A 19,997-nucleotide genomic window follows, 5' to 3' on the forward strand; every position below is an offset into this window, starting at 1 on the left:
GACCTTTATGTTGGACACCTGCATATGCTCATTCATTATGAGAGAACGTCCGGCATGTGTGTTGCAACGATTGGCAGCAGAGGTTGGAAGAAACAACCAGATCGTTATTTCTGCGATCACCTATGCTGAGATGCGCTACGGGCAGATCGGCAAAAAAGCCTCTCCTCGACACAAAACATTAGTTGATGAATTTGTCAGACGATTGGATGCAGTACTGCCGTGGGATCAACGCGCTGTGGACGCGACCATCGAGGTAAAGCAGCAACTCACGCAATCCGGTCTACTCATTGGCGAAAACGACACCGCGATTGCAGGTCATGCAATCGCGGCGCGGTGCACTCTCATCACAAATAATGTCCGTGAGTTCGGCCGTGTCTCTGGCCTTACTTACGAAGATTGGGTGCACTGACAAGCCTGCCCTCTGCTACTCCCGCGCTTGCTCTTCGCTGATCGCCTTCAACACCGTCCAGCCAGACTCAATATGTTTACGCATGGCCAGCATGGCGGCCGACGCGTCGCCGGCGGCAAAGGCCTGCAGGATCTCGTCGTGTTCGTGCACGGCCTCTTTGCCACGTCCTGACACCGAATTGATCAGGTCAAAGGGATAGCGCGCCCACAGAATCTGCACAAAATGCAACGTCTGCGGCATCTGTGCAATGTCATACAGACGGCGGTGAAAACGGTAATTCACGCCCCGCGCGGTGGCCCGATCGCCCGCCGCGAACGTTTCCGCAAACTGCGCGGCCAATGCGCGCAGCTCGGCGATATCGTCGGTGGTGATTTTTTCAATGGCGCCTCGAACCAATTGCGACTCGAGCACCAAGCGTAACTGCAGGATTTCCGCCGACGCCGCCGCATCGAACGGCACGACACGGGCGCCACGATAGGAATCGCCACTGATATAGCCCTCGGCCACCAGCAGCTTCAGCGCCTCGCGCACGGGCGTGATGCTCAACTTCAGTTGCTCGGCAATCTCGGCCTGTTTCAGACGCGAGCCGCGCGGATAGACGCCGGAAATAATGCGCTCGCGGAGATAATCCGCGACCTGTTCTTCTTTTGTTCGATATTCCATCTAATAGCCCGAAGCGGCCGTGCGCGGCCGGAAAATCTGTCTCGAGTTTTGACACTCCGTATTTAATGCATTTTATACGTTTAGACCAGGCTTACACGGTACCCGGGTAAAACCTCACTCGAACACGACGACGTCGGAAGTCGTGATCCGGCAGAACCGTTGCAAGCCTTTTATTGCATTTTCATGCTCCTCAGCCGATGTCCCGCAGCAGCAGTCTTCCAACACCACGATCTCGTAGTCGCGATCATGCCCTTCCCGCACGGCGGCCTGCACCACAGCATTGGTCGAGATACCGGAGCAATAGATCCGTTTGATCCCGCGCGCCCGCAAAATGGCTTCCAAATTAGTCGCATAGAACGGACTGACGCGATGCTTGACGATATCGAAATCGCTGTCTTGCTTGCCCAGATCGGGATGAACCTCGGTTCCCCAATGCCCGAGCTTGAAGATTCCGGCCTTGCGCGCGCCCGAGAATATCGGGGAATTCGGCGGGCATTCGCGGTAGTCAGGAGAAAAGCCTACACGGACAAAGCCTATATCTACCCCTGCAGCGCGCGCCTTGTCCAAGGCGCGGCGCGTGTTTTCCAGGATACGGCGGCCGCGCACCTGCTCTCCATAGGCCGCCTTGCCGTTTGGCCCATCAGCGTGGACCAGATCATTTTCCATATCCAGCACCAGGTAAATAGCCTCTTTCATCTACGGCTCCTTGATTTGTTTGATGGTCTATCCACACGGGATATCACAGAATGATCTCGCGAGACTCCAGATCCGCGCGCTGTGTCCGGCTCAATCCCAACAGCTCGCCGAACACATAGTCCTCGTCCTGTCCCAATGCCGGCGTCAGCCGTCGTATGCCCACCTCATCCGTGCGACTGAATCGCGCCGGCGCGCCTACCGCCAGGCGGGCGGGGATATCGGGTGCGCTCACCTCGGTCACCACACCACGGGCACGCAAATGCGGATCGGCAGCAATGTCCTGCATATTCCAGGACACATGCGCACACAGGCCGCCGTCCTGCAATTGCCTGGCGGTCTGCTCCGCATCGCGAGATGACAGCCATCGTGTCAGCAATCCATCCAATTCATCGCGGTAGCGCACTCGCAGAGCCATTGTGGCATAGCGAGGGTCGTCGGCCTCCGGCCCCAACTGCGCCGCCAGTGTTCGCCACTCCGCATCCGTGCGTACCGCCACGGTCAACCAGCGGTCAGGGTCCGCCGTCGCATATACCCCATGCGGCGCCATACCGGCATCGCCGTTACCCGGGCGCGCAGGAGTCTCACCTTGGGACGCCATCACAAGCGCGTCCCCTATCATGGCCGCGGCAACCTCTCGCGCCGCCAGATCGACATGCTGGGCTTGGCCGGTGCGACGCCGTTGATTCAACGCGGCGACAACAGCCAGCGCCGCGTGCACACCGGCGGCGTGATCCATCACATGGCGCATTTCCATAGGCGGGCCATCGCTATAGCCGCTCATCCACCCCAGACCGCCCCAAGCACCAAACAACGGTGCATACCCCGCAAAATGCGAGTCGGGACCGCTCTGACCGCAAGACGACAACGACAGCAGAATCAGATCAGATTTGACCGCCAATAAATCGTCAAACCCCAATCCCAAACGCGCCATCACTCCCGGACGAAAGCTCTCCGCGGCAATATCCGATGCCGCCACCAGGCGCTTGGCCAGGGCAACAGCTTCGGGTTGTTTTAGATTCAGCCGCACCGATAACTTGTTTGCGGACACCTGATCGAACGTCGCCGCCGACATGCGTCCATAAACAGCGTGCGGCTTGCGAAAAGCATCTGGGCGCGTACGGCTTTCTATTTTGATGCACTCAGCACCCAACTGAGACAACAGATGCGTACAGAACGGGCCTGCAGCGTGAATGGTGAAATCGGCAATGCGCACGCCCGCCAGTGGAGCATTTGCGAGAGTCATACCATTTCCTCCCCAGCCATTTCATTCAACGCCGGCACGCAACCACCGCCTGGCAGCGGCGAGCGCCTGAACTGAAAGGGCGCCACCAGAATATCGGTCTGCTTGCCGCTTTCCAGCACCGCTGGGGCAAACAGCCCACGTGACCGCTCCTGGTCTCCCGCCATCACTTCATTCGGTGTCCGATACTTGGCAATAGGCACCCCCAATTCCTGAGCCCGCATGACGATGTCGTCGGCATGATGCATAGACATCCACGCACGTATATGCGCATTGATTTCACGACCGCGCCGGCTGCGCTCCAACGGGTCGCGCAGCGCCTCATCGCCGGCCCATTCTGGATTGCCCAACAACTGCACCAGCGACAGCCATTGCCTGTCCTCCAATGTCAGCAGTTCAACATAACCATCCCGTGTCTCGAATACGCCACCATAGCGAAAACTGCGCGTAGTGCGATGCTCCAACGAGCCATCTCCCAATCGTTGCAAGGCAAACGCCCCGACAGCCAGCACGGCATCCTGCACCGACACGTCGACATACTGTCCACCTCTCTGTGGCACGGCCCACCATGCCGATAGCGCGCAGAATGCCGCCATCGCTCCCCCCTGATAAGCACCAAAATGGCCATAGATCTTTAACGGCGGCCTATCGGGGAACAACTCATGTGATAAACCATTGGGCAGCAAATACCCCTCTCCGCCAGCGTGGATCAAGTTCAATTCCACGCCATCCCAATCCGCCTTGGCCCCCGTTGCGCCAAAAGGGAGGACACTGACATGCACTAGCGACGGGAATCGCTGATTGAGCGATTGCGGCTCCAGGCCACGGCCTGCGCGATCACGCACCGCGCTATCCTCGATGAAAACATCGGCTTGATCCAACTCGCGCGACAATAGCGCTTGCCCCTCCTCTGTGGACAGATCGCAGACCAGGCTGTGCTTGCCCACTGCCAGGTAGGCAAACAACGCACTCTCTTTCGTACCCGCTAATCGCGGCGCGGCCTGACGTAAAGGCGACCCCGCAGGTGGTTCCAACATGACAACGTGCGCGCCCATGGCCGCCAACAACCTGGCGGCGTAGGCGGCGGCGACAGAAGACGAACACTCCACGACACGGCAACCACTCAGTGGCAACGTGTCAGATCGGGACGAAGAATATGGCTGCATAGATACTGTCTCACAGAGATAGGAACGCAAGTACATCAACGAGTGACCGGCAGCTCCAGATCAACGCCTGAGCCGTCGATAAAGGCAGGCAGCCGCACATCGCGCGACGGCAACGCGACCGTAGCCAATCCCGGCGTGGTCAACTCGCCGCGTTGGTTTTCCGCAGCCAATTCGATATCCACCAAGCCCACCTGGTCCTTCACGTATTTGTGTATGACCTTTCCTTTGCAGAACGTGGTGTCTCCCATGATGTTGAAGCGCCGCATCTCCGTACGGACACGCTTTAACACCCCGGCATCGCCCATCCAGTTCGTCACGAGCGAGCACATCCATGATGAACGCTGTGGGCCATAGTCATAGGTGCCAGGAACGCCGACTTCCTTAGCCACCGACTCACGATGGTGGCCAATACCGGTGTATTCGACGCCGCCGCCCGCCTCCGGATTGCGAAAGAAATGGCCTGGATGCTTCACCGCCGCCTGCAATACCACGCCGTGCGTATGGCCGCGGCCGCATCCCACCAGGAACCCCATCGTGTCCATCAACGACAAGGGACCGCGCGCAATCGTCGGCAGCTCTTCGCCGACCTCAACGTCCTCCCAATAGCGTACGTTGGCGCCACGGATCTGTTTGGGCTCGTTCAGCACCATTTCGTCAATGCGATCACGCTCTTCGTCGGTGTACTCATGCTGGACGATCTCTTTGTACTTACCCGTATCGCGCGCCGCTTTACGTTCGTGGCGTGTGCAAGTCCCCAACGCCCGGGCGATCAATTCGCCGCGTTGGTTGTAATAGCTGGCCTCGACATACTGCAGCACCAGACGGCCCGAGAACTTGCTTTCTTTTTCCTCCACGCCAACGACGCGCTCGATAGCAGTGATGCGGTCATTCGGACGCACATGCCGGAACAGCTCCCAATCGTTGCCGGCATAAAAACCGTGAACGCCCGGCAATCCCCACCGGGTCCGGCCCAGCCAGCCAAACGCCATGGGAAACATGGGGTGGCCAAGCAGCGAACCATAACGCGTACTGCTGGCATAGCCGACATCGCGGTACAAGGGATTCAAATCGCCTATGCCATTGCACCAATTGCGCAGCGTGTCGGGCGTCGCATCCTGCAGATATGGCCCCTCAGGCCGCAAATGCAGGCCGATCATGGCGCGCGCCGCGGCGACGGCTTCATCAGTGATGCGGCCTTCGGCTGGCGCATTGCCTACGTCGGACTGGGCGATATTCAAAACGGTACTCATAGGTCAGCTCCTTGGCTAAATCAATAAAATGCAGAATGCATTCTTTGAATAATCACAGTTCCGCCTCAATGGCGAAACTCACTTTTGATATAGGAAATTATTCGATGCGGATGCCGGCGGCTTTGATAATCCCGCCCCACTTGGTCCGCTCGTTCTGCACGAACGTATCCAGTTGAGAGGGGCCCATCACCAATGGCTCTACGCCTATGTCCATCATGCGGTCGCGCGTCGCCGGTTGCTGTTGCACGCGCTGAATCAGTTCGCCAACACGAGCCACGATGGCCGCCGGTGTCCCACGCGGTGCAAACAAGGCATCCCATGCCACCACGTCGAAGCCTGTCACACCCTGCTCCGCAATGGATTTCACGCCCGGCAACATCTCGCTGGGATGCAGCGACGAAATCCCCAGCGCGCGTAACTTTCCGCTCAACACATAGGGCCGGGCCGCTGTCACCGTATCGATCACCAGCGGAATCTGGCCGCCCATGGTGTCGGTCAATGCCTGACCGGAGGCCTTGTATTTCACGGCAAATAGCGGCGCCTGCGCTGATTTTTCAAACTCGGCGCACACGACCTGTGCCGTCGTGCTGGGTAATCCCACATTGAGCGTGTCGGGCTGGGCACGGGCACGGTCAATCAGCGTAGCAATGCCATTAGCAGGCAAGTCCGCCGCCGACGTGCACAACACCATAGGCAGCAGCCCGATCATCGCGACGCCCACAAAATCGGCGGCAGGGTCATAACCCAGGCTGCTATAGAGAAACTCATTTGCCGCATTGGTGGCGTTCGTACCCAACAGAAACGTGTAGCCGTCTGCATTCGATCGCGCCGCGCTGGCTGTGCCTATATTTCCGCCCGCACCGGCACGATTCTCGATGATGATGGGTTGCGTCAGTGTCTTGCCGAGTTCCTGAGCCAAGAGACGTGTCAACAAATCAGCACCCTGCCCGGCAGCATAGGGAACCACGATGCGTATCGGTTTATCCGGCCACGAAGCGGCAGACACCGGCAGTGCACGTGCCGGCAGTCCCAGCCCCGCCAAGCCAGCTGACACTCCCCACGCCGCACCCGTGCGCAAGAATCTCCGCCTGCTCGAGCGTAATTCGCCTGTTGTTTTCATACTGTCTCCATGACCGGTACACACGATTTATGTTTATGCCGTCCGCATTTACAGAGCCAGGCCCGCCCGCGGCCAGGGCACCGCCAATAGCTGCCCATAGCCCGACAGCGTGATATAGGCGGTACGCAAATCGGCACCGCCAAAACAGATGTTGGTGCAATACCCCTCGGGCGCCTCGTGGAACTCCAGCCACTGGCCAGCAGGACTGAATACACTGATGCCTCCACGCACCAAGGTGGCCACGCAAATATTGCCCCCCTGCTCCACTGCCAACGAATCGAACCGCTGATATCCCGGCAGTCCATGCACCAAGCGTCCCCCGCAAGGCGACGGCCAAGGCTCTTGGGTCAATACACCGGGCGCCTCGACCGCGTAGGACCACAGCCGACTCGTCTCTGTCTCTGACACATACAGGGTCTGGCCATCGGGCGACAAGCCGATGCCATTTGGCGTCAACACAGGATGTGCTACCCGTCTAATCGCACTGCCATCGATACGGGCGTAATACACCGCGCCACGCAGAATGCGGTCTTCGAACGTCTTGCCGAAATCGGTGAACCAGAATCCGCCCTGTGTATCGAACACGATATCGTTCGGCCCATGCAGGGGCACGCCATCGCAATGCGTATACAACGTCGTCACCGCCCCCGTCTCAACATCAACACGTTGAATACTGCCGCCCGCGTAGTCCTCTGACGGACCTGTCGGCCGCGTAAATCCATCATCCGTACGCCAACTGAAGCCGCCGTTATTGCAGATATAGCACTGCCCGTCGGGCCCTAGCGCCGCGCCATTGGGACCACCACCCAGCTTGGCCACGACGCTCACCCGTCTATCGGGCGACACACGCAGCAGGCGTCCTCCCGCGATCTCCACGACCAATACGCTTCCATCCGTCAACGCGACCGGCCCCTCGGGAAACTGCAATCCAGATGCGATGATCTCGCCCTGTAGTTTTAGAGACTGCATACTGTGTCCTTGTTCATTATCGTGACGGCATATAGCTAGAGACGTAACCGTCTGGTGACTCACGTGGCCATAGCGCTCCCGCCAGACGATCCGGCAGGTGACGTCGACGACTGACTGCGCGAACCGAGATACGCATCGATGGCCTGTTGCCGCCCCTCGCGGCTACGCATCGCAGCCTCATCCAACTCGCCCACAATATGGCCATGGCGCAGCACCCAGGCATGGGACGCCAGTTTGGCGGCCGCATGAAAGCTCTGCTCGACCAACAGCGCACAAAGACTCTGTTCCTCTTGAATCCTCGCCAAGCGCTCATACACGCGTGCCACCAGCAACGGTGCCAAACCCAGCGAAGGCTCGTCCAGCAGCAACAACTGCGGCCCTGACATCAGGCCGCGCCCGATGGCCAGCATCTGTTGTTCGCCACCGCTCAATAATCCTGCCGCCGCCCGTCGCCGATTGGCGATCTCGGGAAAGAAATCCATGACCATCTGCTCGCGCTGTGCGCGAGTGCGCGCATCGACAAAATACGAACCCAGCCTCAGGTTTTCCTGGACCGTCAGATCCGACACGATCGCGCGGCCCTCCGGCACGTACACGATACCCAGGCGAAATCGCTGTGCAGCGCTCAGGCGAGTTATATCCCGCCCCCGAAACAGGATCGCGCCCTGCGCCGGCTCCAGGCCTGCGATCGCCCGCAAGGTGCTGGACTTTCCCGCTCCATTTGCCCCTAGCAGCGCAGCGACCTTAGAGTCCGTCATCGCAAAGCGAATCCCATGCAACACGGGGCCCGCGCCATAACGCACCGTCAAGCCATCGACCCGCAGCAGATCCGCTGTGACATCAGTCATCCTCGTCTCCCAGGTATACGCGCACCACATCGCGATTACTGCGGATCTGCTCTGGATTGCCCGAGGCGAGCAAGGTCCCTACGTTCAGCACATGGATGGTGTCGCATACCTCCATGATCAAATCCATATCGTGTTCGACCACTACCAACACCAGCCCGGGAGCCCGCAACTTTTTCAAGGCGGCAGCCAAATCCGCCGTTTCTACGGAATTCAACCCCGCCGCGGGCTCATCCAGCAGCAACACGCGCGGGTGGCCAGCAATAGCGCGCGCAATTTCGGCCAGTCGCAACACGCCCGGTGGCAGTTCGGCAGGCATCACATCGGCGACCTGCGATACCCCCAAACGATCCAATGCCGACAAGGCGCGCTCGCGGTGGAGGGCATTTTCTTTTTTCCCTTTCGGCAACGGCAGAAAAGCGTCCAGCCACCCTACGCTCGCCTCACGGTCCAGGCCGATCATCACGTTCTCGACCACGCTCAGCTCTGGACACAAGGCGACATGCTGAAAACTGCGCGAAAATCCCCGCGCCGCACGCTCAGTAGGGGCCATTTTTTCCAGGTGCTCGCCACCCAACAGAATGCTGCCTTGCTGCGGGCAATACAAGCCGGTCAGACAATTGAAAAAACTCGTTTTACCGGCACCGTTCGGCCCGATCAGACCGGTAATTTCCCCCGGCAACAATCGCACACCCACATGCTGCAGGACCTGTATGCCACCAAAAGACAACGACAGATCGTCAACTATCAGCGGTGTCCGCCCCAACACGTCGACCGTCATGCCTGTCCTCCTTGGAGCCTCGCCCGCACGGATGCCGGTAAAGCGTTGAAACCCAGCACAACAGTCAATAACGCCGCCCCATACAGAATGGGCACCCAGTCGCCGGCGCCAGCCAGCAGCAAAGGCATCAAGGTCAAAAATGCACCGCCTATCACACCGCCCACGATAGACAGCGAATACAGGCTCACCACCGAACCCACCAGCAGAAAAATCGACGTCCACAACGTGAAGCTATTGGGCGATACCGTGGAGGAGCTGAACGACAGCATGGCCCCGCCAATTGCTGCGATAGCGCCGCTAAGCGCCATGCAACTCAAGCGTGCCCAGCTTCGGCGCACGCCGAACGACTCGGCAGCATGGGCGGAAGTACGAATCAGCAACAATGCCTTGGCCTGGCGCGAGCGCCGAAACTGACGCAATAGCATGACAACCGCCACCAACCCAGCCAGCGGCAAATAATACCGCTGCATTTCTTTAGTCATGCCAGGCAACGCATCGAGCTTGACGTACAGACCTTCGTAGCCCCCTGTCACCGACGAAAAATGCAACAGGACTTCAGGCAAGGCCAGCGCCAGCGCCATGGTCGCGACGGCCAAATAAATTCCTGACAAGTGACGCGAGGGAAAAGCGAAGATCATGCCCAGCACCGCCCCTGCCAATGCCGCCACCGGCAGGCTCATCAGCAGCGATACGCCAGCGTACTTTTCCAACAACGCGACGGCGTAGGCGCCAGCTGCCACAAATACACCATGCCCGATCGAGACCTCGCCCCCATAGCGCACCAGAAACCCTACCGAAATAACCGCAATGGCATTGGCAAAACACAATCCCACGGTATAGGTCCAATATCCGCCCACCGCGATAGGCAACAGCAGCAGCACCAACACCCCTGCAATACCCACGCTGGCGCCCAACCGTTGGGATACCGTGGCATTCCCCTGATGGCCGAGCTTGCCGGCCGGATCGTTCACCGACATCATCACACTAGACACGAACACCTCCACGCACGGCAAGAATGCCTTTGGGGAATACGTTCAGCACAATCAGGATCGTCAACAACAAGTACGTATTGTTGAACTCGGCCGCCACATAGAACGACAGCAGATTCATGATCACACCGATGAAGATGCCGCCCAGCACGGCGCCCGGCAGGCTGTTGAACCCGCCGACCACCGCCGCCGCGAAGGCCTGCAGCATGAACGAGGCCACACTGGTCGACGACAAGAACGTGGTAGGCACAATCAACAATGCCGCCACCAACCCTAATAACCCCGCCACAACCCAGGAAAACAGATGTACGCGCCGCAGGCTCAGGCCACACACGCGGCTGGCGAATGGATGGGCCGACACCGCACGAAAAGCAATACCGATACGCGTGCGTTCGATCAGCACATATAGCAGCCCTATCGCCAACGCCGTCGTCACCAGCACGGCCATGTCGTAGGCGGTCACGAGGATAGGCCCCAACTCTGCCCGCCAATCGGGCAAGGGCAAATCCAGGGATACCACGTTAGAACCGAACAACAGTTGCGTCGCCCCTTGAGCGATCAGTCCAACCCCGAGCGTCGCGATCGTGCTGGTCAGATCCGATTTGAATACCAGAGGCGCGATCAGAAAATAGCTAACCGCCATGACCGCAATCATGATGGCAAACGTCAACACCACGGCAGCGCCCCACGCCATGTTGGAAAAGATGCCAGCCGTAAAACCGAACACCAGAAATGCCGCCAGGCCGGCCAGATTGCCATGCGCAAAATTCACGACGTTCGAGCTTTTATAGATCAGCACGATGCCTATCGCCCCCATCGCATACAGGCATCCGCTGATCATCCCCGCCCATACCAGGCCGATGACGTCATCCATGACGGCGCCCCTCTGATAGAGACGCCACCGTGTCCTTAACCTGGCTGTGTGGTTCCGTCTTTTCTTGCGCGCTTGCCGCGCTCCCCTCACTGTCATTGATCTCGATACCTTGATCGATGATCTCAATCACAGCCGGAAAGTATCGCCCGCTGTAGCCTGCCTTCGCCGTCGCGGTGTAATAGCGCTGAGCCAACTCCGTCACCCGAGCTGTCACCGCCATTTGCGCCGCCAGTTCCGAGACGTATGACAGATCCTTCAAGACATACTCAGGCGGGAAGGATTTCTCCGGAAACGTTCGTGGCAGCATGGCGCGGCGTCCATGATTACGCAGCACGAAACTATCGCCAGATCCCTTGGACACCGCATCCAACAGCACCTCTGGCTGTACGCCTGCACGTTCGCCCAGCACCATCATTTCCGCTAACGCCATCGTGTTCTCGAACACCAATGCGTTGTTGATGAGCTTCACGACCTGGCCGCATCCCACATCGCCGCAATGTGTGACATCCGACCCCATGTAATGCAGCCACGGCTCGATACGCGCATACAGATCCGTGTCAGCGCCTACCATGATGCTGAGTTCGCCACGCTGGGCGGCCTCGCGTGTACGCGCGACAGGTGCATCTGCGAAGGCCACACCCAGATTTTTCAGCTGAACGGCCACGGCACGCGCCGAGGCGACCGTTGTCGTGCTGAGATCGACAATCGCGTCAGGCCGGTGTTTTCCTCGCACCAGTCCTTGCTCTCCGAGGCAGACGCGCTCCACTTGTGGCCCGCCCGGCAAAGACAAGAACACCACATCAGCCTGATCCGCGACCTCTGCCACGCTCGCCGCCTGGCGCGCACGGGTGCCCTCCAGGGCCGAGAATGCGTCGGCATTCATATCGAAGGCAATCACATCGCCAGCGTGCTTGCTCGCGACATTTCTGCACATCGGACCGCCCATCACTCCCAGCCCGATAAATCCCAAGGTTGCTTGCGCGTTTGCCATGATGCGTCTCCGGCGGTCAGGCCATCCACATACCGCCGCTGATATCCAGCGAGGTACCAGTAATCCAGTTGGATGCCGGCGAACACAGGAACAGCGCCGCCTGGGCAATATCGTCTGGATTGCCATAACGGCCCAAGGGCACCGTCGCATTCGCCGCGGGAGCCCCGTCTTTGGTGATACTGGCCCACATCGCCGTCTCGACGGGTCCCGGCGCCAAGGTATTGGCGTACACACCGTGGGGTGCACCGGCTTTGGCTATCCATCGCATCATGCCGTGCACTGCCGACTTCGAGGCGACATAGGCGGGACCCGATGCGACACCGCCATTCTTCGCGGCAATCGAACCCGCAGCCAAGATTTTTCCGAAACCTTGCTCACACATCAAAGGAAACAGTTTTCGCGCCGGATTGACTACCCCACGAACATTGACCGACATTAATGCATCCCACTCGTCATCCGTGCTGTCGGCCAATGTCGTCCGCGCAATAATGCCTGCGCAGAGCACGAGAATATCGATCTTGCCATAGTCGTTGAGCACTCCGTCGATCACAGTGTCCGTTTGCGCGCGAGAGGTCACATCGTATTGGCGATAGTCAATCTCGGGCCCAATATCTGCGTGTTCGGCGCGATCCGTGGCGATGACCCTTGCCCCCGCCTGCTTGAACGCATTCGCAATGGCGCGTCCCATTGAACCCGCACCGCCGGTAATGAAAGCGACTTGTCCCTGCAAGTCCGCAGGGCCGCTTAAATGTTGTGCCATTGTCTTTTGTCTCCTGAATGTATTGTTCAATAGTGGACTGGATATAGCGCATTGCGAATCACACTGCCCCCGCGCATATCGTCAGCGTAATCAGCGATAGGTGGCCTTGGCCGACATGGCCAACTCGCCTTCCGGACCGCGCGCCCACAAGTCCACACTGCCGTCATCTGCCTCGCGGCCTTCCAACTGAAACGGACGAGCTACAAACAACGGGCTGACACCACGAAAGTCAAAGCTCGCCAATTGGCGTTCGCCACCGTGCTCCAGGGCAAATTGCTGCAATAACGTCGCCGTCAAGGGGCCATGTACGACGAGATCCGGATAACCTTCTTCGTGGCGGGCATAGGTCTGGTCGTAGTGAATACGATGACCATTGAAAGTCAATGCCGAATAACGAAACAGCAGGGTGGTATCAGGCTGCACCTCACGGCCCCATTGCGCGCGCCCTTCGTAACGCGGCGGCTTCGCAGCCTCAGCCGGTGCCGTCGTCACGGGCGTCGCCTCGCGGTACACAATATCCTGTTCCTCCACGAGGCAATCCTGCTGTTGGCATACAGTCGTGTGCTGCACCGTCACAAACCAGAGCGATCCGCGCTTGCCCACTTTGTTTTCGACTTTCAGGATGCGGCTGTGCCGAGTTGCCTGCGCCCCGATGGGCAAGTCTTTGACATAACGAATGCGACTGCCGGCCCACATGCGGCGCGGCAATTCAATCGGCGGCAAAAAACCGCCCCGCTGGGGATGACCATCCGTTCCCAGCCCACGGCGGCGGACCGCGCCATTGAAAAACAGCCACTGCCAGCCTGGTGGCAAAGCGTCCCCCTCGGCAGGCGCCGTTTCCCAATCCAAGGTCGCGGCCATTGCCGCTACCGCATTCGCGTTCACCTGCTCTGCACGCGATTCCTCGCGGCCCACCCATGCTGCATACTGCTCGCTCACACCCATTCCCCTACGATAGTTTTGCGTCAAAAACGGCTGCAGGATAGGGCTCAAATCCGCGCACCAACTTGAACCCACCACCATTCTGTGCCTGGATGATCCCCTCTTGGCGCGCGCCGCGATGGTCCCCTGCCTTGAAGGTCACTTCACGCGCGCCGCCCACGGCACGGTTCGTCATCGTTTCCATCACGTCGACGAGGTTTTCGCGTGCCAACGGTTTACCGCTGGCCAACAGCATGCGAAATCCTTCGACAAACAACGAAGCGTTACTCCAGCCATTGAGGCCAAACACACCAATGGGATCGTTGGGATAGAGCTTGGCGACTGTGTCGCGATAGGCTTTAATGGCCGCGTCATCCGCATCGACTGGCATCAGCCATGATGAAAAATACGTTCTGTCCAACAGCTTGCCGGCCAATTTGTACGTGGTCGGATCCGCTGTAAAAAATGGCGCCATCCATTTGGCTTTCAGTCCCAGGCGGTCCGCTGTCTTTAATGCCGCGGCCAAGTTCGCATTTGAACCAAACAGAATCACGACTTCCGCCTTGGCATTCGCAATGCGACGGACATGAGGAGTGAAATCCGTACTGCGAACCTCAAATGGAATCGACTCGGCAGGTTGCAGTTGTCGAGCCTGGATCAAAAGATCAAAACCCCGTTTTGCCGATCGCCCCAGTTCATCGTTTTCCCACAGTAGCGCCACACGACTGGCTTTGAGCCCATTGATGGCATAGTCCAGATTGGACGCAGCAGACCATCCATAATCCGGTAATAGCGGGAAGACCAGGCGATCGGAAAACAAGGCGGTTGCCCCACCGATCGGCCCGATCATCGGTAACCCGACCTCCTTGGCATAAGGAATCACCGCGACTGATTGCGCCGTGCCCACCGGCGCTGCCAACGCAAAGATCTTGTCCTCCTCGACCAGGCGCCGCGTTACCGCGACACTGCGCGCGGGTTCATAGCCGTCGTCATAAGTGACGAACTTGATCTTCCATCCGTCCAAGGCATTCGTATCGTTGACATGCTTGAAGCAGGCTTCGGCCGCTCGCGTCAAGATCGCATAGAAAGGCACGGGCCCGGTCACCGGCGTGAACGCGCCCACCGTCACCGTCTTGGATGCAGCATCGATACCAACCGCGCTCTGTTGTGCTCGCGCCCAGCCCGGCAAGGCAATGGTGGCCGCTGCCGCACAACCAGAAAGAAAAGTCCGTCTGTGCATGTTTTGTCTCCGTTTTTTGGATCGGTCGTTATCTGCTGCACGACTAAGAATGCATTCTATATTTTAATTAAACCCAAAAAATACGTACTTTCCCTAATGAAATTAATCAAAATCCCGTCTTTTTAAAAATATAGAATGCATTCTTTATCAAACAACAGGCAGGAGACGCTCGATGACTACCCCTACCCTCACCGGTTACCGCATCATTGAATTGGGAACCATGCTGGCGGCGCCGTTTGCAGCACACATCCTTTCGCAACTGGGTGCGGACGTCATCAAGGTCGAACCGCCGCGCGGAGATCCCACTCGCAGTCTGGTGCGAGGCGGCCCCAGCGGAACCTTCATCGCCTATAGCCATGGCAAAAAAAGCGTCTGCATCGATCTCGCCAGCCCGGCCGGCTATGACGCATTCTGCAAGCTGCTGCAGACGGCCGATGTGCTGGTGCATAACCTGGCGCCGAACGCGGCGCGCAAGCTGCGGCTCTCACGCGATGACTGCGCGGCAATCAATCCCAAACTGATTTATTGCCATATCCGTGGCTACGCCGCGGGCCCACAGGAAAACGACCTGGCATCGAACCCGGTGGCCGAAGCCTCTACCGGCGTCATGGAGGGTAACCGGATCAACGGCCGCCCTAGCCGGCTCGGGCCGTCGTACCACGATCAGTTTGCCGGTGCGTATGCGGTCATCGGCATTTTGTCGTCGTTGATTCAGCAGCAAAAGCACGATAAAGGCGATCATGTCGAAGTCGGCCTGTACGAAACCGGCCTGCATGTGGCCTCTCGCGATCTGGTGGGCGTACAGCTCAAAACGCAATTGCTCGGACGGCCGGAGCGCGAGCCGCATGGCGAGTTCAGCATGCCTGGCTATGGTGCCTATCGGACTGCAGATGAGCGCTGGCTGTACTTGCTGATACTCACCGATGGACATTGGCTGAAATTCTGCCAGGCGATGGGACTGCCGCAGGCGGACGACGCCAGCCTTTATCACCTGCGCGATCGAAAAAAAGCGCGCGAACAGGTCGAAGACATCGTCAAAGAAGCCATCGCGGCATATCCCTTTGACGAGGCCGTTGCACGGCTGAAAGCGGGCGGCGTCGGCTGCACCGAGGTGTTGCCTCTGGAACGCGTCCTGGAAGCCCCCCAAGCCCACCAGCCAGGCAAGTTGCGCCAAGTGCGGTATCGCGGGCTGGACTTCGACGTTCCGGAATTTCCGCGTCTGCATGCCGCCGAAGCAGATGCTCCCCTCTTGCCGCCCGCGGAGTTGGGCGAGCACACCGTAGAAGTGCTGCGCACAGCCGGACTGACATCCGGACAATGCGACGCACTCCTCGCCAGCGGCGCGATCGCCGCGGTTCACTCTGGCGACTTTGCATGGGCGCCAGTACGCAAAGAAGCTTGAACGGGCAGGTGGAGCCGTTCTCATCTATAACGGAGACAACAATGCATAGATTCACCTTTGTCAGAGGGACAAAACGGCCCCTCGCCACACCCATCGTTTCGCGCATCATGAGCGGTGTCACCGCCTGCGCAGCCTCGATGATCTTATTGACAGCAGCGGCCCCACAGACCGCCGAAGCGGCGGACTTTCCCAATAAGCCCATTCGGCTGATCGTGGGATTCCCTCCAGGCGGCGGCGCGGATTTTGTCGCCAGACAGGTCGCGCAACAGCTGGGAGAAACGCTGCGCACCAGCGTGGTCGTCGACAACAAGCCCGGCGCGAACGGCACCATCGCGGCATCCGAAGTCGCACGCAGCGCTGCCGATGGCTACACCTTGCTGCTAGGCGTGACCGCATCGCAGGCCATCAGCCCTGCACTGACGCCATCGCTGCCCTACGACGCAATCAAGGACTTCACGCCGATCACTCAGATTGGCTACACCCCTCTAGTGCTTGTCGTGAATCCGAAACTACCGGTCAAATCTCTGGCGGATTTCCTGCAATATGCCAAGGACAGCAAGAAGCCAATCATCTACGGATCAGCGGGCGTCGGCAACATCACCCATCTGGCGGCGGAAATGTTTCTGCAATCGGCTGGCGTCACAAACTTTCAACACGTACCCTATAAGGGTAGCGCCCAAGTCATCACCGACCTGATAGGCGGCAGAGTCGATGCCTACTTCGACACCTTGCCCTCGTCATTACCCTATATCCAAAGCGGACAGGTCCGTGCGCTGGCCGTCACCAGCACTGAACGGGCCAGCAACGCGCCGTCGATTCCCACAGCACAAGAAGCAGGCGTACCTGGGTTTCACACCACGACATGGTTCGGCGTATTCGGCCCGGCAAAACTCAGCCCGCAAATCACGGAAGCATTGTATAAAGCCATGCGCAACGGCATGGGAAGCAAGGCCGCGACAGAAAGCATGATCACACGCGGCGTGCAGCCAGTGCTGGATCGGCCCGACGAATTCGCCACGGAACTGCAAGCGGATCTGAAACGCTGGCGAGAGGTCGCCGGCAAGGCCAACATATCGCTCTGACAACTACTCAGCGCGACCCGCTATTGATCTCGCGCCGCTGCGCGACCAGCGCCAGCTCTCACCCTTTCGCGCAGCGTACGATGATCGTACCCCGGCGGCCGCAGTCCTCGACGCCGCAACTCGGGAATGACGAGATCTGAAAACTCGTCCATGCAGCCCGGCAAGGTGTGGCTGATACAAATAAAGCCGTCACCACCGCCTTCTTGCAGCAACTGCTGCAACTGGTCCGCAATGTCCACCGCTGTCCCGACAATATGCGGACCTTGGCCCGCTGCAAAATGGCGTGCAATCTCCGCGAGAGGTGTCTCTCGCGGAAAATCCTCGGTAATCACGGACAAATGACCGCGTATACCACTGGTCTCGCCAATATCAGGAAATGGTGAATCCGGATCAAAACGCGAAAGATCAATATTCAAGAACGCCGACAGCATCGTCAGCCCCGCCTTCACGGTGACGTTGTCGCGAATCGCCTGCTGCTTACGCAGTGCCTCTGCACGTGTCTCTCCCACGATCGGCACAATCCCCCACAGGATGCGGACATCCTCGGGACGGCGGTTCGCTTGCCGCGCGGCTTCATGCACTCGAGTCTGGAACTCTCTCATGCCCTGGGTCGAGTGGCGCAAGCCAAACACCAGATCCGCGTGACGCCCGGCGAACGCCGATCCCGCCGGCGATGACCCCGCCTGAGCGATCAACGGATGCCCTTGCGGAGAATGCGGAACGGTAAAGCGCCCTTTGCTGGAAAAGTACTCGCCCTGAAAGTCAATCGGCGCGACCTTTTGCGGATCGGCAAAAACGCCTTGTACCCGATCAGCAATGATGGCATCTGGCGCCCAGCTATCCCACAGCGTGCGGCACAGTGCCAGGTATTCCTCGGCCCGCGTATAGCGTTGGTCATGCTCGTCGAGCGTCTGTCCGAACTGCCTCGCCTCCAGCTCGCCAGCGGTCGTCACAAGGTTCCATCCCACCCGGCCCTCGGTCAAATGATCCAGGGTGGCAAACATCCTGGCTGTCCAGAACGGCGGCAAGAATGCCGTACTCAGCGTCGCGATAAAGCCCACATGCTGCGTCACGCGCGCCATGATGGGAATCAATGGCAATGGATCATGGCGTGGGCACTGCACCGCATAGCGCAACGTGTCATCGCTGCTGCCGCGATAGGTCTCGTAAATCGAATAGGAATCCGACAAAAAAATCGTATCGATCCCGCCGCGCTCCGCTGTGCGAGCCACATGCTCCCAATACTCAGGACGATCGTAGCGCAAGCCCTGAAACGACCGGGGCAGACGCCATTGCCCCACCGTATGAGGAGACGCCGAATGCGAAAGAAAATACGCCAGCAGCATGACTATCCCTTCTGCATCAACGCGTAGAGACGTTGGGCCGTTCGATGCCCAGCACATGCCGCGCCACAATCCCCTTTTGCTTGTCCACGGAATCATGCAGCGTCAGAGTGCGGGCATTGCGCCAATGACGATCGAACGCCCAATCACGCGTGGCGGAGCGTGCTCCACCCACCTGAAACAGACGCGAGCCAGCCTCCAGGGAACTCGCACTCGCATGGACTTTGGCCTGATAGACAGCCACCAACACATCGGAGATGTCTGCCTCCTGCCGCAGATACGCATCCATGCCCCGGGCCGCCTCGCGAATCAAGGCCCGGCTCGCCGACAACGCGATGCGTATGTCACCCACATGCGCTTGTATGGCAGGCTCATCGGCCGGCCGCTGATAGCCATGCGTAGGCTTGAGCGTGCCGTGTACGAATTTCAGCGTGTCGTCCAGCGCAGCTTCGCCGATGCCGGCGAGAATGGCCGCAAAACCTAATTGGTATAACGGAGCAAAGAGCGCACCATGCGGTGCGCTGGCGGGATTGCCCACGACCCAATGGGCAGACACATTGCCAGGCGCAACGCGCAAGCGGCCACTGGCCGTAGCACGCTGACCTACGCCATTCCAGGTATCCTGGATCTCCACGGCGGGATGATTGCGCGGCAATACCACCAGCACGGATTCCGGGGGTCGCCCATCGTCCTCGGTAACCGTCGCGCACTGAAACAGCGCATACTGGCAACCCACCGATCCCGTGGCAAAGGCCTTTTCCGCCGTGATGTGCCATTGTCCATCCGGAAGCGGCGTCGCGATGGATTTGACGTTGACACGCTTGTTGTCATGCGTAAAACGCTCGTCTGGCTCCGCACCCACAAAGCAGAACGACGCCCCTCGCCGCTGCACCGCGCTGGCGATCTCATCCAGCAGCGCATCGCTCGCCAACTGTTCTAACGTATAGAGCGCCCCATTTTGTACAGTGAACAACTGTGCCGTATTGCTGCACGCTCTCGCCAACCCCGTCACCACCTCAAAGAAATCGGCAAACGACGTTTCGCGGCCCAATCCCGCGCCGCCTCGCTGACGGGACAGTCCCACTTGCAAAAGTCCGCTGCGATGCAGCGCCGCCATGTTTTCAGAGGGGAAGCGTGCCTCGGCATCGACGGCGGCAGATCGCTCGGCCAGCCGGGAGGCCACCGTATCCAGGGATTGACGCAACGACAACGCGGTGTCGGATTTCGGGGCAGACATAGGTCTCCGTTTCCAATGA

20 protein-coding genes are annotated in these 19,997 nt (G+C 59.1%); 3 read left to right on the forward strand and 17 right to left on the reverse strand.

Annotated elements, in window-relative coordinates:
• Positions 1-7 precede the first annotated feature (7 nt).
• Positions 8-409, forward strand: a complete 402-nt coding sequence (locus ACNA0J_RS13840; RefSeq protein ID WP_415819581.1) for a type II toxin-antitoxin system VapC family toxin — start codon at positions 8-10, stop codon at positions 407-409.
• 15 nt (positions 410-424) lie between these two features.
• Here the strand turns inward: ACNA0J_RS13840 and ACNA0J_RS13845 are convergent, their stop codons facing one another.
• The 15 genes from ACNA0J_RS13845 to ACNA0J_RS13915 all read right to left on the reverse strand — a co-directional run bounded on the left by ACNA0J_RS13845 (position 425) and on the right by ACNA0J_RS13915 (position 14,914).
• Positions 425-1,072 (reverse strand): GntR family transcriptional regulator, encoded by a 648-nt coding sequence (locus ACNA0J_RS13845; RefSeq protein WP_415819448.1) that lies wholly within the window; start codon positions 1,070-1,072, stop codon positions 425-427.
• A 114-nt stretch (positions 1,073-1,186) separates the two neighbouring features.
• Positions 1,187-1,768, reverse strand: coding sequence for a cysteine hydrolase family protein (locus tag ACNA0J_RS13850; RefSeq protein WP_415819449.1), 582 nt, complete (start codon positions 1,766-1,768; stop codon positions 1,187-1,189).
• A gap of 43 nt (positions 1,769-1,811) precedes the next feature.
• Complete coding sequence (locus ACNA0J_RS13855) at positions 1,812-3,011, reverse strand: CaiB/BaiF CoA transferase family protein (protein WP_415819450.1); 1,200 nt, start codon at positions 3,009-3,011, stop codon at positions 1,812-1,814.
• The gene (locus tag ACNA0J_RS13860; RefSeq protein ID WP_415819451.1) at positions 3,008-4,174 is read right to left on the reverse strand and encodes a CoA transferase; all 1,167 of its coding nucleotides are present in this window, start codon (positions 4,172-4,174) and stop codon (positions 3,008-3,010) included. Before ACNA0J_RS13860 ends, ACNA0J_RS13855 begins: the two co-directional genes overlap by 4 nt.
• Positions 4,175-4,209: 35 nt before the next feature.
• Entirely contained in the window at positions 4,210-5,424 is a 1,215-nt protein-coding gene (locus tag ACNA0J_RS13865; RefSeq protein ID WP_415819453.1) for an FAS1-like dehydratase domain-containing protein, read from the reverse strand.
• Positions 5,425-5,521: 97 nt separating this feature from the next.
• Positions 5,522-6,544 (reverse strand): Bug family tripartite tricarboxylate transporter substrate binding protein, encoded by a 1,023-nt coding sequence (locus ACNA0J_RS13870; RefSeq protein ID WP_415819454.1) that lies wholly within the window; start codon positions 6,542-6,544, stop codon positions 5,522-5,524.
• A 48-nt stretch (positions 6,545-6,592) separates the two neighbouring features.
• Positions 6,593-7,513, reverse strand: a complete 921-nt coding sequence (locus ACNA0J_RS13875; protein ID WP_415819455.1) for an SMP-30/gluconolactonase/LRE family protein — start codon at positions 7,511-7,513, stop codon at positions 6,593-6,595.
• Positions 7,514-7,572: 59 nt separating this feature from the next.
• Positions 7,573-8,361 carry an ABC transporter ATP-binding protein gene (locus ACNA0J_RS13880; RefSeq protein WP_415819456.1) on the reverse strand — a complete coding sequence of 263 codons (789 nt, stop codon included), beginning with the start codon at positions 8,359-8,361 and terminating at the stop codon, positions 7,573-7,575.
• Entirely contained in the window at positions 8,354-9,139 is a 786-nt protein-coding gene (locus ACNA0J_RS13885; protein ID WP_415819458.1) for an ABC transporter ATP-binding protein, read from the reverse strand. The genes ACNA0J_RS13880 and ACNA0J_RS13885 overlap by 8 nt, the downstream gene beginning before the upstream one ends.
• Positions 9,136-10,131: a branched-chain amino acid ABC transporter permease gene (locus tag ACNA0J_RS13890; protein ID WP_415819459.1), complete on the reverse strand. Its 996-nt coding sequence runs from the start codon at positions 10,129-10,131 to the stop codon at positions 9,136-9,138. Before ACNA0J_RS13890 ends, ACNA0J_RS13885 begins: the two co-directional genes overlap by 4 nt.
• A complete protein-coding gene (locus ACNA0J_RS13895) occupies positions 10,124-11,002 on the reverse strand; it encodes a branched-chain amino acid ABC transporter permease (RefSeq protein ID WP_415819461.1) in 879 nt (292 codons plus the stop codon). Before ACNA0J_RS13895 ends, ACNA0J_RS13890 begins: the two co-directional genes overlap by 8 nt.
• A complete protein-coding gene (locus tag ACNA0J_RS13900) occupies positions 10,995-11,993 on the reverse strand; it encodes an NAD(P)-dependent oxidoreductase (protein ID WP_415819462.1) in 999 nt (332 codons plus the stop codon). The genes ACNA0J_RS13895 and ACNA0J_RS13900 overlap by 8 nt, the downstream gene beginning before the upstream one ends.
• A 16-nt stretch (positions 11,994-12,009) precedes the next feature.
• On the reverse strand, positions 12,010-12,753 hold the full coding sequence (locus ACNA0J_RS13905; protein ID WP_415819464.1) for an SDR family NAD(P)-dependent oxidoreductase: 744 nt from the start codon (positions 12,751-12,753) through the stop codon (positions 12,010-12,012).
• Positions 12,754-12,843: 90 nt separating this feature from the next.
• Positions 12,844-13,692 carry an HTD2 family dehydratase gene (locus ACNA0J_RS13910; protein ID WP_415819465.1) on the reverse strand — a complete coding sequence of 283 codons (849 nt, stop codon included), beginning with the start codon at positions 13,690-13,692 and terminating at the stop codon, positions 12,844-12,846.
• 10 nt (positions 13,693-13,702) lie between these two features.
• A complete protein-coding gene (locus ACNA0J_RS13915) occupies positions 13,703-14,914 on the reverse strand; it encodes an ABC transporter substrate-binding protein (RefSeq protein WP_415819467.1) in 1,212 nt (403 codons plus the stop codon).
• Positions 14,915-15,086: 172 nt separating this feature from the next.
• Here ACNA0J_RS13915 and ACNA0J_RS13920 point away from each other — a divergent pair, with 172 nt between their 5' ends.
• Positions 15,087-16,316, forward strand: coding sequence for a CaiB/BaiF CoA transferase family protein (locus ACNA0J_RS13920; protein ID WP_415819468.1), 1,230 nt, complete (start codon positions 15,087-15,089; stop codon positions 16,314-16,316).
• Between the two features lie 41 nt (positions 16,317-16,357).
• Positions 16,358-17,398: a Bug family tripartite tricarboxylate transporter substrate binding protein gene (locus ACNA0J_RS13925; RefSeq protein ID WP_415819469.1), complete on the forward strand. Its 1,041-nt coding sequence runs from the start codon at positions 16,358-16,360 to the stop codon at positions 17,396-17,398.
• Between the two features lie 20 nt (positions 17,399-17,418).
• Here the strand turns inward: ACNA0J_RS13925 and ACNA0J_RS13930 are convergent, their stop codons facing one another.
• The gene (locus ACNA0J_RS13930) at positions 17,419-18,744 is read right to left on the reverse strand and encodes an NtaA/DmoA family FMN-dependent monooxygenase (protein ID WP_415819470.1); all 1,326 of its coding nucleotides are present in this window, start codon (positions 18,742-18,744) and stop codon (positions 17,419-17,421) included.
• Positions 18,745-18,760: 16 nt separating this feature from the next.
• Positions 18,761-19,978, reverse strand: coding sequence for an acyl-CoA dehydrogenase family protein (locus tag ACNA0J_RS13935; protein WP_415819471.1), 1,218 nt, complete (start codon positions 19,976-19,978; stop codon positions 18,761-18,763).
• Between the last annotated feature and the right edge of the window lie 19 nt (positions 19,979-19,997).

The organism is Bordetella tumbae (assembly GCF_965139195.1).
GTDB classification, from domain to species: Bacteria; Pseudomonadota; Gammaproteobacteria; order Burkholderiales; family Burkholderiaceae_B; genus Bordetella_A; species Bordetella_A tumbae.